At 68.2% G+C, this 15,582-nt stretch carries 20 protein-coding genes; 3 read left to right on the forward strand and 17 right to left on the reverse strand.

The window, feature by feature from the left end; genetic code table 11:
• The first annotated feature begins 12 nt into the window (after nt 1-12).
• Nucleotides 13-561, forward strand: a complete 549-nt coding sequence (locus GO499_RS01560) for an alpha/beta fold hydrolase (RefSeq protein ID WP_161860532.1) — start codon at nt 13-15, stop codon at nt 559-561.
• A gap of 6 nt (nt 562-567) precedes the next feature.
• Here the strand turns inward: GO499_RS01560 and GO499_RS01565 are convergent, their stop codons facing one another.
• From GO499_RS01565 to cobT, 11 genes are all read right to left on the reverse strand, one after another.
• Complete coding sequence (locus GO499_RS01565) at nt 568-894, reverse strand: hypothetical protein (RefSeq protein ID WP_161860533.1); 327 nt, start codon at nt 892-894, stop codon at nt 568-570.
• Nucleotides 891-1,154, reverse strand: a complete 264-nt coding sequence (locus GO499_RS01570) for a hypothetical protein (RefSeq protein WP_161860534.1) — start codon at nt 1,152-1,154, stop codon at nt 891-893. Before GO499_RS01570 ends, GO499_RS01565 begins: the two co-directional genes overlap by 4 nt.
• Nucleotides 1,151-1,828, reverse strand: a complete 678-nt coding sequence (locus GO499_RS01575; RefSeq protein ID WP_161860535.1) for a hypothetical protein — start codon at nt 1,826-1,828, stop codon at nt 1,151-1,153. The genes GO499_RS01570 and GO499_RS01575 overlap by 4 nt, the downstream gene beginning before the upstream one ends.
• 98 nt (nt 1,829-1,926) lie before the next feature.
• Nucleotides 1,927-3,138 carry a mandelate racemase/muconate lactonizing enzyme family protein gene (locus tag GO499_RS01580; RefSeq protein ID WP_161860536.1) on the reverse strand — a complete coding sequence of 404 codons (1,212 nt, stop codon included), beginning with the start codon at nt 3,136-3,138 and terminating at the stop codon, nt 1,927-1,929.
• A 45-nt stretch (nt 3,139-3,183) separates the two neighbouring features.
• On the reverse strand, nt 3,184-4,257 hold the full coding sequence (locus GO499_RS01585) for a Zn-dependent alcohol dehydrogenase (RefSeq protein WP_161860537.1): 1,074 nt from the start codon (nt 4,255-4,257) through the stop codon (nt 3,184-3,186).
• 114 nt (nt 4,258-4,371) lie between these two features.
• Nucleotides 4,372-5,337: a threonine-phosphate decarboxylase CobD gene (gene cobD, locus GO499_RS01590; protein WP_161860538.1), complete on the reverse strand. Its 966-nt coding sequence runs from the start codon at nt 5,335-5,337 to the stop codon at nt 4,372-4,374.
• Nucleotides 5,334-6,269, reverse strand: a complete 936-nt coding sequence (gene cbiB, locus GO499_RS01595) for an adenosylcobinamide-phosphate synthase CbiB (RefSeq protein ID WP_161863799.1) — start codon at nt 6,267-6,269, stop codon at nt 5,334-5,336. Before cbiB ends, cobD begins: the two co-directional genes overlap by 4 nt.
• An 11-nt stretch (nt 6,270-6,280) precedes the next feature.
• The gene (locus GO499_RS01600) at nt 6,281-7,111 is read right to left on the reverse strand and encodes a propanediol utilization protein (RefSeq protein ID WP_161860539.1); all 831 of its coding nucleotides are present in this window, start codon (nt 7,109-7,111) and stop codon (nt 6,281-6,283) included.
• On the reverse strand, nt 7,104-7,649 hold the full coding sequence (locus GO499_RS01605) for a histidine phosphatase family protein (protein WP_161860540.1): 546 nt from the start codon (nt 7,647-7,649) through the stop codon (nt 7,104-7,106). Before GO499_RS01605 ends, GO499_RS01600 begins: the two co-directional genes overlap by 8 nt.
• Nucleotides 7,640-8,386 carry an adenosylcobinamide-GDP ribazoletransferase gene (cobS, locus tag GO499_RS01610; protein ID WP_284154859.1) on the reverse strand — a complete coding sequence of 249 codons (747 nt, stop codon included), beginning with the start codon at nt 8,384-8,386 and terminating at the stop codon, nt 7,640-7,642. The genes GO499_RS01605 and cobS overlap by 10 nt, the downstream gene beginning before the upstream one ends.
• Nucleotide 8,387: 1 nt before the next feature.
• Nucleotides 8,388-9,392: a nicotinate-nucleotide--dimethylbenzimidazole phosphoribosyltransferase gene (cobT, locus tag GO499_RS01615; protein WP_161860542.1), complete on the reverse strand. Its 1,005-nt coding sequence runs from the start codon at nt 9,390-9,392 to the stop codon at nt 8,388-8,390.
• A gap of 126 nt (nt 9,393-9,518) precedes the next feature.
• Between cobT and cobU the strand changes: the two genes are divergently transcribed.
• Entirely contained in the window at nt 9,519-10,028 is a 510-nt protein-coding gene (gene cobU, locus GO499_RS01620; RefSeq protein ID WP_161860543.1) for a bifunctional adenosylcobinamide kinase/adenosylcobinamide-phosphate guanylyltransferase, read from the forward strand.
• Between the two features lie 35 nt (nt 10,029-10,063).
• On the opposite strand, the gene GO499_RS01625 is transcribed toward cobU, so the two are convergent.
• The 4 genes from GO499_RS01625 to GO499_RS01640 form a co-directional block, all read right to left on the reverse strand.
• Entirely contained in the window at nt 10,064-10,447 is a 384-nt protein-coding gene (locus GO499_RS01625; protein ID WP_161860544.1) for a DUF1636 family protein, read from the reverse strand.
• A 74-nt stretch (nt 10,448-10,521) separates the two neighbouring features.
• Nucleotides 10,522-10,953 (reverse strand): type II 3-dehydroquinate dehydratase, encoded by a 432-nt coding sequence (gene aroQ, locus GO499_RS01630; protein WP_161860545.1) that lies wholly within the window; start codon nt 10,951-10,953, stop codon nt 10,522-10,524.
• Nucleotides 10,950-11,300: a hypothetical protein gene (locus tag GO499_RS01635; protein ID WP_161860546.1), complete on the reverse strand. Its 351-nt coding sequence runs from the start codon at nt 11,298-11,300 to the stop codon at nt 10,950-10,952. The genes aroQ and GO499_RS01635 overlap by 4 nt, the downstream gene beginning before the upstream one ends.
• 131 nt (nt 11,301-11,431) lie before the next feature.
• Nucleotides 11,432-12,181 carry an SDR family oxidoreductase gene (locus tag GO499_RS01640; protein ID WP_161860547.1) on the reverse strand — a complete coding sequence of 250 codons (750 nt, stop codon included), beginning with the start codon at nt 12,179-12,181 and terminating at the stop codon, nt 11,432-11,434.
• A gap of 96 nt (nt 12,182-12,277) precedes the next feature.
• On the opposite strand from GO499_RS01640, the gene GO499_RS01645 reads away from it, so the two are divergent.
• A complete protein-coding gene (locus tag GO499_RS01645) occupies nt 12,278-13,183 on the forward strand; it encodes an AraC family transcriptional regulator (protein ID WP_161860548.1) in 906 nt (301 codons plus the stop codon).
• Between the two features lie 21 nt (nt 13,184-13,204).
• On the opposite strand, the gene GO499_RS01650 is transcribed toward GO499_RS01645, so the two are convergent.
• The gene (locus GO499_RS01650) at nt 13,205-14,767 is read right to left on the reverse strand and encodes a trimethylamine methyltransferase family protein (protein ID WP_161860549.1); all 1,563 of its coding nucleotides are present in this window, start codon (nt 14,765-14,767) and stop codon (nt 13,205-13,207) included.
• A 40-nt stretch (nt 14,768-14,807) separates the two neighbouring features.
• A complete protein-coding gene (locus tag GO499_RS01655) occupies nt 14,808-15,536 on the reverse strand; it encodes an HAD family hydrolase (RefSeq protein WP_161860550.1) in 729 nt (242 codons plus the stop codon).
• Between the last annotated feature and the right edge of the window lie 46 nt (nt 15,537-15,582).

Consider the following 15,582-nt stretch of genomic DNA (forward strand, 5'->3'; position numbering starts at 1 on the left):
GATCCGTGTCGCGTGATCTCCCGGTTGCCGACCGACAGAAAGACGCATGTGGTTGTCCACAGCCGCTACGGCGTGCTGGCCTCCGCTCTGGCGGAGCGGGCACCGGAGCGGATCGCCCGCACCGTCTATCTGGCCTCCTACATGCTGCCGACGGGCGGACGGGCGGCGGAGTATTTCCGCCGCGACCGCGCATCACTGCTGCAGCCGCATGTCAGTGTGAGTGCGACGGGGATGTGGGATGCACTGAGCCCGGAGATCTACCGCGACGGGCTCTATCATGATTGCAGCGTCGAAGATAACGCGCTGGGCCGCAGCCTGCTGTGCAGGGAGCCGTTGCGCCCGGCGCTGAGCCGGTTGCGGCTGACGGAAGCGCGTTTCGGCCAGGTGCCGCGCGCCTATATCCGGCTGACGGAGGACCGGGCGGTGACGCCGGCGCTGCAGGACAGATGCCTGAGCGAAACGCCGGTGGAACGGGTGGCGAATATCGACGCGAGCCACTCGGCCTATTTTTCGCGCCCCGATGACCTGACGCGAACGATACTGGACTTGTGCCGGACATGAACACGGCTATTGCGAATACAACTCCAGTTCCGGCGGAACATAGAGGTATGATCCTGCCGGACCAGTATCGCTGAAGAGACTGAAATTCGGGTTTCCGCCGTAGGCCGGATAACACCGGCGGAGGGCGCCTTCGCGGATGGCGATCGTGCCCTTGGCATGGCTGCAGGCATCGGTGTAGCCACGCGCGTAGGAGGTTTCCTGCGCGAGGCGAAGGCATTCCGCCGTGAAACGGTTGTTCTCATCCGCAGTGCAGACCTCGGCGCCTGCAGCCAACGCGGCCGCAGTGTGGGCGAGCAGGCCCGCCGCTGCCACCACGATCAGGACGGCCCTCATCTGATCGTGTCCGGAGGCGGTGCGTCGTCATCGCCCTCGCCAGCCAGGCGCGCCGGATGTGTGCAGGCCGGGCCGTTGGTGGCGGAGTAGCGCCAACCGACGCCGCGGCATGTCCTCTCCACCCCCTCTGCATAGCCCTGGGCCTTGGCGGCACGGACGCAGGCGGCGGAATAACGACCATTGGCATCCGGGGCGCAGACGGACTGGGCGCTGGCAGGGCCGGCCAGAAGCATGGCGGCGGCGAAGGTCAGCTGTTTCATGGCTCTTCCTCCTCGTTTGGGCACAGATTGACACCACCCGGGCCGACACAGACATCGAACGGTTCGGGGTCTGCCGGTTGGTGGGAAGGGGTGGCGAGGCTGCGGGCTTCGCCGCATAGCTCATAGCCCGAGCCATCCTCGGCCATGCACCAGAGGATGCCGCCCGGCGCCGTCACCTCCACCGCGCGGATGTTGATGGCCAGCACCTGGGTGAAGGCCATGACAGCGACGCCGCCGACAAGGAAGACGACACCGGGCGAATAGGCGGCGAAGGAGAACTGCATGCGTTTGTCCTCAACCGTCGGTTCACCGATGCCGCCGGCAATCGTCGTCAGGGTCGTGACCTGGCGGAGGATGAAGACGCCGCCGATGGTGCTGAGGGCGAGGCCGACGATGAAGGAAAAGCCGGTGAGGAAGGTGCGAAGCATCAGGGCGAGCGTCAGCCGCCGTTCGCGGTAGGCCAGTGCTTCGTTGAAATAGGCATCCATCCCGGCGCGGACCTCGCCAGCGGCGATATCGGGGTAATCCAGCAGGCCGGAACGGAAGAGCACCCAGCCGAAGGCCACCAGCAAAACGAAGGCTGCGGCGGAAATGGCGACGACGATGGCGAAGTCGCGCTCCCGCACGCGGGATTTCCGCGCGGTCGAGGTATCCGTGATGTCTGTTTCCGTCATTCCGGGCCTCCCTATCCGGCCTTGGAATTCGGATGTGATGATATCATCCGCGCCTTGGGTGATCTGTGAGGATGCGCACGTCGGGGAGGCGAAAGATGTCAGCCGCCAGCCCAGTCTGAAGGGCCCGGCATATAAGGAGTTGGCTGCATTTCGAGATGCAGGCTGTCGCTGTCGCAGGGATGGGCGCGGGCCAGCGCCTCGTCGAAGTCGATGCCGAGGCCGGGCGCGTCGGGGACGGTAATGAACCCCTCCTCGACGCGGATCGCGCCGCCGATGAGGCTGTCGTGAAACGGGGTTTCTATGGTCTCGACCATCAGCGTGTTGGGACAGGTGGCGGCAAGGTGGATGTTGGCGGCCCATTCCACCGGACCGGCGTAGAGATGCGGCGCGAACTGGGCGCCGGCAGTCTCGGCCAGAGCCGCCAGTTTCCGGCCTTCCCAGATGCCGCCGACGCGGCCGGTGGCCGGCTGGATGATGCCGCAGGCGGCATCGCGCAGCAGGGGCCAGAAATCGGCGCGGGTCGTCAGCCGTTCGCCGGTGGCGATGGGCACCGGGCTGTGGCGGGCGACCTGTGCCATGGCGGCCGGATTGTCGGGCGGCACCGGTTCCTCGAACCACAGCGGCTGGCTGGGGGCGATGGCATGGGCCATGCGGATGGCACCGGAGGGGGTGAACTGGCCATGTGTGCCGAACAGGAGGTCGGCGCGGTCACCGACGGCCCCGCGGATTTCGGTGCAGAAGCGGGCGGCTGTGGCGAGGTCTTCCGGCAGCGGTTGATGGCCGCCCATGATGGTATAGGGGCCAGCCGGATCGAACTTGACGGCGGTGTAGCCGCGCGCCACCGCCACCGCCGCAGCGGTGGCCGACCGGTCGGGCGAGGTATAGAAGGCGCGCGCATCCTCCCCCGGCGCCGGGTAGAGATAGGTATAGGCCCGCAACCGCTCGCCCAGCCTGCCGCCCAGCAGCGCATGTACCGGCCGCTCCCGCGCCTTGCCGATGATGTCCCAGCAGGCGATCTCCAGCCCCGAGAAGGCGCCCATCACGGTCGGGTCGGGGCGTTGGGAGAAGCCGGCGGAGTAGACGGCGCGAAACATCGCCTCCACCTGTTCCGGGCTGCGACCCTGCATGTGCCGGGAAAAGACATCCCCGATGACTGCGCTCATCGCCGCCGGGCCGACCGTGGCGGCGTAGACCTCGCCCCAGCCGGTGATGCCGTTCGAGGTGGTCAGTTTCACGAAGATGAAATAGCGCCCGCCATGGCAGGGCGGGGGATTGCCGGTGACGAGGATGTCGAGATCGGTCAGATGCATCGCGGTGCCTTTCGGTGCGCGGTGTCTCTTATACCGCGGGCGGGTTCAGAAGACGATGACGTTGCGGACGGCCTTGCCTTGGCGCGCGGCATCGATGGCGGCGTTGATCTGCGAGAGCGGGTAGCGGGCGGTCACGAGACTATCCAGTTGCAGGCGGCCGTCGCGATAGAGTTCGATCAGCGCCGGGATGTCGCGTTTCAGCACGGTCTGGCCCATGCGGGAGCCGAGCAGGCGTTGGTTCATGGCGGCGATGGCCGTCGGCGAATAGGAGACGCGGGTGTCAACCGAAGGCAGGCCGACCATGACCATGGCGCCGCCGGGGGCGAGCAGGGTCGTGGCGGTCTCGAAGACACGGGGGACACCGACGGTGACGAAGACGTAATCGACGCCGCGGCCGCCCGTGGCCTCGCGCAGGAGGCTGTCGGCGGCCGGATCGTCGGCGCGCAGTCCCATGGTCGCGCCGAAGGTGCGGGCGCGGGCGAGTTTTTCGTCAGAGAGGTCGAGGGCGATGACCGTCGACGCCCCCGACAGCGCCGCCGCCTGGATGGTGTTGAGGCCGACGCCGCCGGCGCCGATCACCGCGCAGCTTTCGCCCGGTTGCAGTTTCGCTGTGTTGGTGACCGCTCCGAAACCGGTGATGACGCCGCAGGACAGGAGGCAGGCGACCGATGGGTCGATGTCTTCCGGCAGGGCGACACACTGGCTCTGGTCGACCACCACCGCTTCGGCGAAGGCACCGGTGGCCATGCCTTGCGATACAGGGCCTGCAGTGCCGGAAATCGGGCTGACCGTGGCGGCATAGGCATTGTCGCAACTGGTCGGCGCGTTGGCGGCGCAGGCCGGGCAGGTGCCGCAGGCGCGGATCAGGGTGACGAGCACGGCGTCGCCGGTGGCGATGCCTGTCACGCCCGGGCCGGTGGCGGTGACATGGCCGGCGGCCTCGTGGCCCAGCACCATCGGCAGTGTGCCGCCGTAGGCGCCGTCCATGTAGGCGATGTCGGAGTGGCAGATGGCGCAGGCGTCGATGCGGACGGCGACTTCGCCGCGACCGGGTGGTCGCAGGATGATCTCTTCGATCGAGAGGGGCGTGCCGAAGGCGTGGAGGATGGCGGCTTGCATGGTGTCCTCGCGGGCGTTGTCTCCCTCGCGGCTTGCCCCACGGGCGCGGGTGGTTCCGGCCTGATTGCGACATCGGGCGACGCAAACGGGATTTGTGGCCTCGATGGCTGGATTTCAGGCGAGGGCGGCTGTCAGACGTGACCATTCCGCAGCCGAACCTGGCAGGCCGAGGCGCAGCCAGCTTTCGGAATAGGGAAAGATGCGCGACCAGATCGCGGACCGGGCGAGGCTGGACTGTGCCATCTCTGCGCCGGGTGTCTGGTAGAGGCGAAAGAGGGCGGTGCCGCCAACGCTCCGCCAGCCTGCGGCTTCGGCCAGTGCGTCGAGGCGGCGGGTTTCGGTATGCAGGCGGCGGCTGGTGGCCTGTTGCCATTTCGTGTCCAGCAGCGCCATCCGGCCGACGTGCAGCGCCGGGCCGGAGGCGGCCCATGGACCGGCGGCAGCACTCAGGGCGGCGATATCGGCCTGCGCCCCGGCGGCGAAGCCGAGGCGCAGGCCGGCGAGGCCGTAGAACTTGCCGAAGGATCGCAGGGCGATGAGGCCGGGGGTGCCGAGGTGAGGGGCGATGCTGGACTTTGGCGTCGGATCCATGAAGCTTTCGTCGACGATCAGCAGCGGGATGTCACGGCTGAGAGCCAGTATTTCGCCCGCATCCAGCAGCCGGCCATCAGGGTTGTTGGGATTGACGATAACGGCGGCATCGGCGCCGGGCAGTGCTGCAGGTGTGGCCACGGATCTGACGGTCCAGCCAGCGGCGCGGAAGCTTGCGGCGTGTTCGTTGTAGGTCGGCTCCAGCACATGGACGGTGCCGGGCGGGCGCAGGCGCGGCAGGAGCTGGATTGCCGCCTGTGCACCGGCCAGCGGCAGCAGCGCGGCATCGGTGCGGTAGGCAGCGCGGGCGGCGGCAACAAGGGCTGAGCTGGCCTCTGCCGTCGGCAACGCCTGCCAGGCGTGGGCGGGAATTGCCGGCAGGGGGTACGGCTGGCGGTTGATGCCGGTGGAGAGGTCGATCCAGTTCTCAGCCTGGCCGCCGTAGCGCGCAATGGCCGCGCCGAGATTGCCTCCGTGGTCGCGGCTCACCAGAACGCCTCCAGCATCGCAAGGGGTAGCAGGGCGAGTGTAACCGCCGTGAGCATGCGGCGATAGAGGCCGAGGGCAGCGGGGCCGGTTTCGGCGGTGGGATCCGGCGCTTCGCCATTGAGCCACGGTTGCGCCTCGGGCCCGCGGGCATAGGCGCGGGGGCCGGAGAGACGACAGCCGATGCCGGCAGCCATCGCCGCCTCGGGCCAGCCGGCGTTGGGCGAACGGTGACGTGGGGCATCGGCGCGCATGACAGCGATGGCGGCGCGCGGTCGTGGTCCGGCAAGGGCGAGGGCGAGACCGGTGGCGCGGGCGGGCACCCAGTTGACGGCATCGTCGAGCAGGGCGGCGAAACGGCCGAAATCCTCGAACCGGTCGGAACGGTAGCCGATCATGCTGTCGAGGGTATTGATTGCCTTGTAGGCGACGATGCCGGGCAGACCGAGCAGCGCCCCCCAGAACAGCGGTGCGATGACGGCGTCAGAGGCGTTCTCCGCCAGACTTTCGATGGCGGCGCGGGCGATGCCGGGGGCGTCGAGCAGGTCGGGATCACGGCCGACGATACGGGCGACGGCGGTGCGGGCGGCTTCGGTATTGCCCCGGGCAAGCGGGCGAAGGACATCGGCGACATGCTCATAGAGGCTGCGGCTGGCGATCAGCGGGGCGGCCAGGAGGCCGGTCAGGAGTGCGCCGGTGAAGCCGCCCGGGAGCGCCGCGGCAATCGCAACGGCAGGCAGGACGGCTGCGGCGATGGTCAGGAGGGCGGCGTTGCGGCCTCTGGCGCGGCGGGCGGCCCGGCTGTCGCCTGCGTGGTTCATTCGCCGCTCCAGCCAAGCGATCAGGGCGCCGATCCATGTGACGGGGTGGCCAATGGCGGCATGGAGACGCTGTGGCCAGCCGAAGGCGGTGTCGAGCGCGAGGGCGATGAGCATGGCACTGAGGGTCACGGGGTGCCCCCGCTGCGGAAGCTGCGAATACCGGTGAGGCCGAGCGCGCGCAGGCGGGGCCGGGCGGTGGCGGGAATGCCGTCGGGGGCGAACAGGAGCGCGACGGCCGAGCCAGTGTGGGCGCAGGCGAGGCCGAGGGCGCCGAGGTCATCGGTCGCCGCCAGCAGCGGCGCGAGGTCGGGGCCGCCGCGCAGGGCGCGGTTGCGGGTGGCCGAGGCGGTGGCCAGGGCTGCGAGGGCTGCCCTATCACCGGCGCCGGCGGCGGCTGGCCAGGCGGTTGCGAGATCCGAGATGTCCGCGAATGTGCTGTCCTCGGCACGGGTTCGCTGCGACGGGCCGAGAAAACCGCCGACGATGTCGAACACGGGGGGAGACGGCATCAGGGCGAGGCTTTCGCCCCGGCGGGAGGCCCACAGGTGGCGGGACGGTTCCGCCAGCATAAGCGGATCGGTGGCGCCTTCGACGGCGAGGGTCAGGGCGGTGCTGGCGGCGGTGATGTCCTCTCCGAGCACCTGAAGCACGGCCAGCAGGCTGGCGGTGGAGACGCCGCATCCATGACCCGCGGGCAGGCTGCTGCGCAGGACGAGTCTGCCGTTGGGGACTGTTCCGAGAACGGCGCGGAACAGGGTGCGGTATGTCTCGGGAGGGAAGCGGAGACCGGGGGCGTGGCAGAAGAACGGGCCGCCGGGACGCCACGCGGCCGTGACGCTGCTGGCGCTGCATGGCAGGGTGATGAGCGCGACAGGACCGTCAGGGCCGAGCCTGCCCTGCAGAAACTCGCCGAAGTGGCCGGTGCGTGTCGCCTTGCGCCAGCCGCGGTCAGGCATCGGCGGGCGCGAGGCTGAGTGTGGCGGGAATGGTGAGCGTCTCGCCGTATGGCAGTGAGTGCGTCCACGGGTCGGTGTGCCCCATGGCCGCCGCGGCGATCTTGGCGACCCCTGCGTGGGTAACGACAAGGGTTGTCCCTGCACCCTGCAGCGCGGCGAGGGCTGGCAGGACACGGGCCTGCATCTGGGCGACGCTCTCGCCTCCATGCGGACGGGCGTGAAGAAAGTCTGCCGCCCACTGGTCGAGTTCGGCGCGGGGCACCTCGCTCCACCTGCGGTTTTCCCACGTTCCGAAATTCATCTCCCGCAGGTCCGGCAGAACCTGCGGGATGAGACCGAAACGGCGCGCAGCGCGGTCGGCCAGCAGCCGGCAGCGGCGGGCCGGGCTGGTGGCGAGGGCCTGCGGCGGGTGCGTGAGCGTGGCGAGGGCGGCGTCCATCTGTGCCGCCGCGTCCGGCGGCAGTGGCAGGTCGGTGCGACCGTAGCAGCGGCCTTCGCCATTCTCCGGACGGGTGTGACGCATCAGGATCAGGACCATGCCAACACCCCGAGGAGGAGGCCGAGTTGCGAAATCTGCTGGAGTGCACCGAGGCAATCGCCGGTGTAGCCGCCGAGGCGGCGCTGGTAGAGGGCGCGGGTGCCGATGTGGGCGGCGGCGAGGCCGATCAGGGCCCCGGCCCAGAGGTGGAGCGGCAGCAGGAGGGCCGGGGCCAGACCGGTGATTGCGGCGAAGGTGAGAGGCAACGGGCCGATGGGCCGTGCGGTGGCGGCGCCCGCGCCCTCGCTGCGCTGGTAGGCGCTGGTTGCCATGGCGAGGACGGCAGAGAAGCGGCTGGCGGACTGGGCGAGCAGGAGGGCCGTGGCGGCGAGGCCGGCGGTGGGCATCGCGGCGAGGGTGGCGGCGGTCAACGCGACGGTGAACAGCAGCGTCAGGGCGCCGTAGCTGCCGATGCGGCTGTCGCGCATGATTTCCAACGCCCGGTCGCGCGTGCCGCCGCCGCCGAGGCCGTCAGCCATGTCGGCCAGTCCGTCCTCGTGCAGGCCGCCGGTGATCAGGGCCAGCCAGCCGAGGGCCAGCAGGACGGCGACGAGCGGCCCGAAGAGCGGGGTGGCGGCGAGGATGACCGCGGCTCCGAAAGCACCAAGGAGGGCACCGACTGCCGGGAACCAGCGGGGCGCGGCGGCCATCGCTGCGGGCGACCATGCGCCGGGCACCGGCAGCCGGGTGAGGAACTGGAAGGCGAGCAGGAGTGCCGCGAGTTCCCGCCGGGCCACGCTAGTGGGCGCCGCTGACGCCGGCATCCTCGAAGCTCGCCATGCGGTTCATCATTGCAGCCGCCGCTTGCACCAGCGGCCAGGCAAGCAAAGCACCCGTGCCCTCGCCAAGACGGAGGTTGAGGTCAAGCAGCGGTTCGGCATGGAGGTGCTGGGCCAGCGCCTTGTTGCCCGGCTCCGCCGAGGCATGGCAGAACACGAAGGCGGGGCGCAGTTCCGGCTCCAGCGTCAGGGCGATCAGGGCGGCGGTGGAGGCGATGAAGCCGTCGACAAGCACCAGTCGCCGCTCCGTCGCCGCGCCGATCATCGCGCCGGCCATCATCACGATCTCGAAGCCGCCGTATTCGCTGAGCGCCTGCATGGGTTGCAGTTTGCCGGTGCGCGAGGCGGCCTTGCGCAGGATCGTCAGCTTACGGGCCACGCCTTCGGCATCAAGGCCGGTGCCGGGGCCGACCAGCGGCGCCAGTCTCTGGCCGGTGATCTTGTGGATGAGCAGGGCGCAGGTGGCGGTGTTGCCGATGCCCATGTCGCCGAAGGCCACGACGGGAAAGCCCCAGGACGCACCGAACTCCCGACCGGTGTCGAGGGCGTCGGCGACGGCACCGGGCGACATCGCCGGTTCCTCCGCACTGTTGGCTGTGCCGGGACCGAGCCTGTGAACCAGCAGGTTGGGATGATCGACGGGGTTCTCGACGCCGGCATCGACGACCCGGACGGTGACGCCGAAGGCTCCGGCGAAGGCATTTGCGGCCGCGCCGCCGCCCATGAAGTTCAGCACCATCTGCTGGGTGACGGCCTTGGGAAAGGCGGAGACGCCGGCATCGGCGAGGCCGTGATCGGCGGCGAAGATCGTGAGGCCGCAACTGTCGGCGTTCGGGCGGGTGGTGCCCTGCAGAAGGCAGAGCTGCTCGGCCAACTCCTCGATCCGGCCGAGTGAGCCCACGGGCTTGGTCTTGCCGTCGATGGCGGCTTTTACCTCTTCTCTGAGCGCCGGGTCGAATTCCATGGCTCGCACTCCTTTTTTGCCATTCGTCTCTACGGTTTCAGACCGGGGCACGCAAGCCCGCCGCAACGGCTTGCCGGGGTGGGGGCAATATGGTTGTCTCGCCCGGCAAACGGAAGGGAAACGGCCATGCAGCAGCATCACCTCGTGCTCGGCGGCGCCCGGTCTGGCAAGAGTGGCTATGCCGAGGCACAAGCGGAGGCGCTGGGCCCGGTTCGGCGCTACGTGGCGACAGCGGAGGCGGGGGACGACGAGATGACGGCGCGCATCGCTGCGCACCGGGCGCGACGCGGTGCGGGCTGGCAGACGGTGGAGACGCCGCTGGACATCTGCGCGCAGATTCGTGCTGGCGGGGCGGATGCTGTGCTGCTCGATTGCCTGACGCTGTGGCTGTCGAACCTGATGCATCGCGGGCGTGACATAGAGGCGGAAACAGAGGCCCTGATCGCGGCGCTGCCGAATGCGCCCGCCCCGGTGTTGATGGTCTCCAACGAGGTGGGCATGGGGCTGGTGCCGGAGAATGCGCTGGCGCGCGCGTTCCGGGATGCGCAGGGGCGGCTGAACGCGCGGGTGGCGGCGGCAGTGCCGCGGGTGAGTTTCGTGGCCGCCGGGCTGCCGCTGGTGCTGAAGGGCGGCTGAGGTCGGAATTCGCCGGACAGCCGGCGGCGGGGCTCTCAGCCGAGATCGGGCGCGGGATCGTCCAGCGGCGGGATGCGGGCGACGAAATGGCCCTTGATCGCCTGCGGCCACTGACGGAAGGGCACGGCACCGCTGTCACTGGATGCATGACCCTGAGCATATTCGACGATGCCGGCGGCGGCTTCCTTGCCAGGTGCAAAGGAACCGAGAACGTAGGTGAGTTTGCCGGTGCCGGAGATGGCGATGTTGCAGCCGTGCTCGCAGCCCATCAGGCAGGCAGTGCCGCGCACGCTCACGCTTTCCGCACCTTCGGCTGCCTCCCGGACGGCGGCGAGCAGGGCCTCGCCGCAAGGCGCACCTTCCTTCGCTTCGCGCAGGGCCGGTTGGCGGCAGGTGGTGCAGACGGTGATCGTGGTCATTGCTGGCATGTCCGTTCGGATTGGTTCGCAGGGGCGGGGTACGGGTTCCGGCCGCGATTGTCGAGAGGCCGCCGTCAGCCCGCGAGGGCCTTCACCGCCCGCAGCGCCGCGCCATAGCCGGCAACGCCAAAGCCCGCGATCAGCGCATCGGCTGCCGGGGCAACGAAGGAGGTGTGGCGAAAAGCCTCGCGCCGGTGGGGATTGGAAATGTGCAGCTCGATTACCAAACCCTCGAAGGTTTTGAGCGCATCGTGGAGCGCCACGGATGTATGAGTATAGGCACCGGCATTGATGATCATGGCGGCGTGGGTTTCGCGGGCCTGCTGCACCCATGTCACCAGTTCGCCTTCGGAATTGGTCTGGCGGCATTCAAGATCGATTGACAGCTCCCGCGCTTCGCGCATGCACTGCGCCTCGACCTCCGGCAGTTTCGTCGCGCCGTAGATATGCGGCTCCCTCAGGCCGAGCATGTTGAGGTTGGGGCCGTTGAGCAGCAGGACCTTCATGCCACACGCTCCGCGATCAGGCGCAGCGCGGCGGCGTAGCCGCCCATGCCGAGGCCGTAGATCTGAGCGTTCGTGCCGGCGACCGGCCCGCCACCCGCGGCGATGTTCTCCGGCTGGACCTCGACAGTGAACGCCGGCAGTGCGGCGATGGCGGTGGCATCGGCGGTGCCGGGGACCGGGGTGAGGATCAGGGGTGTATCGCCGTCGGCCTCCACCGCGAAGGCCTGCCCGGAAAGTTGCGAGAGGCCGAGGTCTATCCCCAGCGGCTCCGCGGCCCGTTCACAGGCAGCGAAGACAGCGTCGGCAAAGGCGGTGTCGTCGGTGCCGACAAGAACATGTATGCGCATTCTGACCCTCTTTCTGGCGGTGAGGATGAGGGCAGGAACGCGCGGCGAATGTCAAGGCAGGGGGCATCGCGGGTGCCGGAGGCAAGGCTTTGTCCCGGGCAGCAACGGCGTGCTGCCCGGACGGCCGGATGTCAGGCGGCCAGAGCCTCGGCATCGTGTCCGGCCGGCAGGTGCAGCGGGCAATCAGGGTCCGTCACGGCCCGCCAGATCGCCTGCACCACGTGATCCGGCTCCGTCATCTCCTCCGTCGCCTCGGCCATGAACGCGGCCATGACCCCGTCAATGAATGGCTGATAGTCGGCCGGGGCAGGATCGGCGATGCCCATCCTCGACATGGCGTTGCTGGCGAAACTGGTATCCGGGGCACGGCCCGGCAGGACGATGCGGCTGCGGATGCCCAGCGGTGCCAGTTCGAGCGCGAGACATTCGGTAAAGGCATTCACTGCGGCCTTGGAGGCGGTGTAGACCGGCAGGAGCGGCAGGGGCTTCATCGTTACGCTTGAGGTGACATTGACGATGACGCCGGTGCCCCGGGCACGCATGCCGGGAAGCACGGCACGGATCATGGCCATCAGGCCGAACGTGTTGGTTTCGAAGACATCCCTGACAATTGCCTCCGGGGTGGCCTCGAACGGTGCCAGCCAGCCGATGCCCGCGTTGTTCACCAGCGCGTCGACTGGCCCGGCGGCAGAGACGGCCGAAGCGATGCTGTCAGCCTCGGTTACATCGAGCGGCAGGATGCGCAAGTGTTCGGAAGCGGGCAGGAGGCTGGCATCCGGATTGCGCATGGTAGCGATGACGGCGTAGCCTTGGTCAAGGAAGTGGCGGGCGGTTTCCAGCCCGAAGCCGGAAGAGCAGCCGGTGATCATGACAGTTTGCATGGGAATTGGTCCTTTCGTTTCGATGCTCTTGATATCGCCAGCGAGAGGCGTACGATCTACTGCTGTACGTCCGCAAAAATTTATCGAAAGTCCGAAATGCGCGATCCTTTGTCCGAGGTGATCTCCCTGTTGCGGCCGCAGACGCCCTCTTCGAAGCTGGCGGCGGCTTCCGGCCCGTTCCGGGTGCGGCGGGAGGATGTGACGGAAGTGTTCTATGCGTTCGTGCTGGTAGGGCGCGTCTGCCTGCAACTCGATGGCAAGGCGCTGCTGGAGATGGGCGCCGGAGATTTCGTGCTGGTGCCGGCGGCGCGGGGGTTCACGATTTCCAGCGTCGATCCACCGCCCGCCAGCGGCACGACGAGCAGGCCTGTCGTTGGGGAGGACGGTGTCTTTCGCATTGGCCCCGTGGACGGACCTGTGGATGTGCAGCAACTGGTCGGGCACTGCAGCTTCGGCAGTGCCGATTCGGAGCTTCTGGTCTCGCTGTTGCCGGACATGGTGGTCGTGCGCGGGGAGCAGCGGTTGGGTGCTCTGGCCGGACTGTTGCGGGATGAGGCGCGGGCGGACAGGCCAGCACGTGACGTGATCGTGCAGCATCTGCTGGAAGTGTTGCTGATCGAGGCGTTTCGCGCCTCCGGTCAGCCCGGTGGGTCGCCGGGCCTTTTGCAGGGGCTTGCGGATGCGCGTATCGGCCCGAGCCTGCGGGCGATGCATCGCGCACCGGAACAGGCGTGGACGGTGGCGCAACTGGCCAGAGAGGCGGGCTTGTCGCGGTCCGCCTTCTACACCCGGTTCAACCGGATCTTCGGGGTGCCGCCGATGGGTTATCTGCTGAGCTGGCGGATGACGCTTGCCAAACATCTGCTGGCGGGCGGCGGGCAGGGCGTGGCGGAAGTTGGTGCGCGGGCGGGATACGGTTCCGTCAGCGCGTTCAGTTCGGCGTTTCAGCGGGAAGTCGGGTGTTCGCCGATGCGCTACGCACGGACAGTGGCGGCGGAATGAGCTTTGGGCATTATGCCCGCCTCAGAAATCCGTGGGCGCGCCGCCTTCCTTCTTGCGGCGGGCCACGAAAGCGGCGAGTTCCTCGCGCACGGCCTCGTCCATTGGGGGCGGCGTGTAGTCGGCGAGGATTGCCTTCCAGGTGCGGTTTGCCCTCTCCGGTGTCCATTCCGCACCCGCGCTTTCCCATGCCTCGTAGTTGCGCCAGTCGCTGAGGAAGGGGGAGTAGAACGCGGTCTCGTAGCGGTCCTGCGTGTGCTGGCACCCGAAAAAGTGGCCGTTGGGGCCGACCTCGGCGATGGCGTCGAGGGCAATGCCGCCCGGGCTGGTATCTGTCAGCACCGGGTCGAAATAGCGCTGGAACTGCTGGATGACTTCGCAATCCATCACGAATTTTTCGTAGGAGGCGATCAGCCCGCCCTCCAGCCAGCCGGCGGCGTGGTAGACGAGGTTGACGCCGGATTGGACGGCAGCCCACATCGAGTTCATGCTCTCCCACATCGCCTGGCCGTCGGGTACGTTGGCGGCGCAGGCGTTGGAGGCGCGCAGCGGGATGCCGTAGAAGCGCGCCATCTGCCCTGTCATCTGAGTGGCGCGGATGTATTCGGGCGTGCCGAAGGCGGGAGCGCCGCTCTTCATGTCGACGTTTGAGGTGAACGTACCCATCACGCAGGGTGTGCCGGGATTCAGGAATTGCAGCAGGGCGATGGCGGCGAGAGCCTCGGCCACCGATTGCGTGACCGCGCCCGCCATCGTCACGGGCGCCATCGCACCGGCCAGCGTAAAGGGGGTGACCACCACCGGCTGGCCGCGGCGGGCGAAGCGCATTGCGCCGTCGAGCATCGGCCAGTCGTGCTTCAACGGGCTGGAGGAGTTTATGTTCGTGTAGATGCGGGGACGGCTGAAGAATTCCTCCGCCTTCAGGCCGGAGGCGATGCGGGCCATTTCCAGCACGTCCTCGACCCGTTCCGAGCCGAGGGAATATGCGTGGCAGACCTTGTCTGTCAGCGTCAGCTTCTCGAACAGACAATCGAGGTGGCGCACGGAGGCGTGGATATCCACCGGTTCCACCGGATAACCGCCGGCGACGTGGATGCAGTTGAAATACTGCGTAAGCTTCATGAAATCCCTGAAGCTCTCGAAGTCGCCGACGCGGCGGCCCCTGTCCATGTCCATCACGTTTGGCGGCGAGGAGACATTGACGAAGGCCATACTGCGCCCGCCGATGGTAATGGTGCGGTCGGGGTTGCGCGGGGTGATGGTGAACGATGCGGGCGCGTGGGAAAGCATTTCCATCACCCAGTCGCGGCCCATGCGGACATTCTGTCCCTCGATGGTGCAGCCGGCGCGGCGCAGATGCTCCAGCGCCTCGTCATTGAGGAATTCGATACCGATGTCTTCCAGAATGCGCATCGCGCCGTCGTGGATGGCGGCGACGCCCGTTTCCGTCAGCGGTTCGGTGGGGCGGTCGGTGTTTTCCGGCTGGGCCCACGGGCTTTGCCGGATCGCCGGTCCGCTGCCGGCGCGGCGGCTGTTGCCTGCTCTGCCGCCGCTGCGTTGCGTCCTTGCGCCTTTCCTGTCGCTCATCTCGGTCTCCCTTTCCGCCTATCCAAGCGGGTGGTGTCTGTCAGGGCATGGCCGTTTGCGACATTTCCGACGTCGGTTTGAGGGACGCGAGCCAGTCGGGCAGATCGGCGATGCTGTCGAGAACCACGTCTGCATGCGGGGCGAGGTCGTCGCGCCCCGCGACGCCGGTGAGAACCGCGACCCGCGCCATGCCGGCGGCGAACCCGGCGTGCAGATCGTGAGTGCTGTCGCCAATCATGGCGATCTGGTGCGGCGGCAGACTTGTGGCCGCTGCGAAGGCTTCGGGCATGCCCGGAGCCGGTTTGGCGCCGAAGCCGCTGTCGTACCCGGCGATGAAATCGAAGAGATCGTGGATGCCGGCATCGCGCAGATGCTCGCGCGCCGGAGCCTCGGCATCGTTGGTGGCGACGCCGAGGGCGAGACCCTGCGCGCGCAGGGACAGGAGCAGCGGTACCAGATCGGCCGCGGGTGCCTGCGGCACGTCGGCTGTGCCTTCGAGGAGTTCGTTGAGGATGATTTCCTGCGGCACATCCGGCAGCGCTTGCCTGATCAGGCCCAGAACTGTCTCCACGCTGCCCGCGATAACCCGGCTTTCCGGGCGGAACCGGCGTGCGGCGAGATCATAACCAAGGGTGGCGGCGAGATGCCCCTGTCGTGACGGCTCCGGCCCGGCGAGGCGGGTGATCAGGCCGCCGGCCCATGCGCTCCAGCTTGCCTGAAAGTCGAAGAGCGTGCCGTCCTTGTCAAACAGCAATCCCCGGATAACCATTGCGCACCCTTTCCGTCAGGCTCATTCTGGCCCAGATTGACGCCCG

Origin of the sequence: Algicella marina, from assembly GCF_009931615.1 — a bacterium.
GTDB lineage: Bacteria > Pseudomonadota > Alphaproteobacteria > Rhodobacterales > Rhodobacteraceae > Algicella > Algicella marina.

Coding starts and splice junctions, on each gene's coding strand:
- GO499_RS01565 (WP_161860533.1), bottom strand. CDS start 894: ATGAGGGCCGTCCTGATCGTGGTGGCAGCGGCGGGCCTGCTCGCCCAC.
- GO499_RS01570 (WP_161860534.1), bottom strand. CDS start 1,154: ATGAAACAGCTGACCTTCGCCGCCGCCATGCTTCTGGCCGGCCCTGCC.
- GO499_RS01575 (WP_161860535.1), bottom strand. CDS start 1,828: ATGACGGAAACAGACATCACGGATACCTCGACCGCGCGGAAATCCCGC.
- GO499_RS01580 (WP_161860536.1), bottom strand. CDS start 3,138: ATGCATCTGACCGATCTCGACATCCTCGTCACCGGCAATCCCCCGCCC.
- GO499_RS01585 (WP_161860537.1), bottom strand. CDS start 4,257: ATGCAAGCCGCCATCCTCCACGCCTTCGGCACGCCCCTCTCGATCGAA.
- cbiB (WP_161863799.1), bottom strand. CDS start 6,269: ATGCTCATCGCCCTCGCGCTCGACACCGCCTTCGGCTGGCCACAGCGT.
- GO499_RS01600 (WP_161860539.1), bottom strand. CDS start 7,111: ATGCCTGACCGCGGCTGGCGCAAGGCGACACGCACCGGCCACTTCGGC.
- GO499_RS01605 (WP_161860540.1), bottom strand. CDS start 7,649: ATGGTCCTGATCCTGATGCGTCACACCCGTCCGGAGAATGGCGAAGGC.
- cobT (WP_161860542.1), bottom strand. CDS start 9,392: ATGGAATTCGACCCGGCGCTCAGAGAAGAGGTAAAAGCCGCCATCGAC.
- cobU (WP_161860543.1), top strand. CDS start 9,519: ATGCAGCAGCATCACCTCGTGCTCGGCGGCGCCCGGTCTGGCAAGAGT.
- GO499_RS01625 (WP_161860544.1), bottom strand. CDS start 10,447: ATGACCACGATCACCGTCTGCACCACCTGCCGCCAACCGGCCCTGCGC.
- aroQ (WP_161860545.1), bottom strand. CDS start 10,953: ATGAAGGTCCTGCTGCTCAACGGCCCCAACCTCAACATGCTCGGCCTG.
- GO499_RS01635 (WP_161860546.1), bottom strand. CDS start 11,300: ATGCGCATACATGTTCTTGTCGGCACCGACGACACCGCCTTTGCCGAC.
- GO499_RS01640 (WP_161860547.1), bottom strand. CDS start 12,181: ATGCAAACTGTCATGATCACCGGCTGCTCTTCCGGCTTCGGGCTGGAA.
- GO499_RS01645 (WP_161860548.1), top strand. CDS start 12,278: ATGCGCGATCCTTTGTCCGAGGTGATCTCCCTGTTGCGGCCGCAGACG.
- GO499_RS01650 (WP_161860549.1), bottom strand. CDS start 14,767: ATGAGCGACAGGAAAGGCGCAAGGACGCAACGCAGCGGCGGCAGAGCA.
- GO499_RS01655 (WP_161860550.1), bottom strand. CDS start 15,536: ATGGTTATCCGGGGATTGCTGTTTGACAAGGACGGCACGCTCTTCGAC.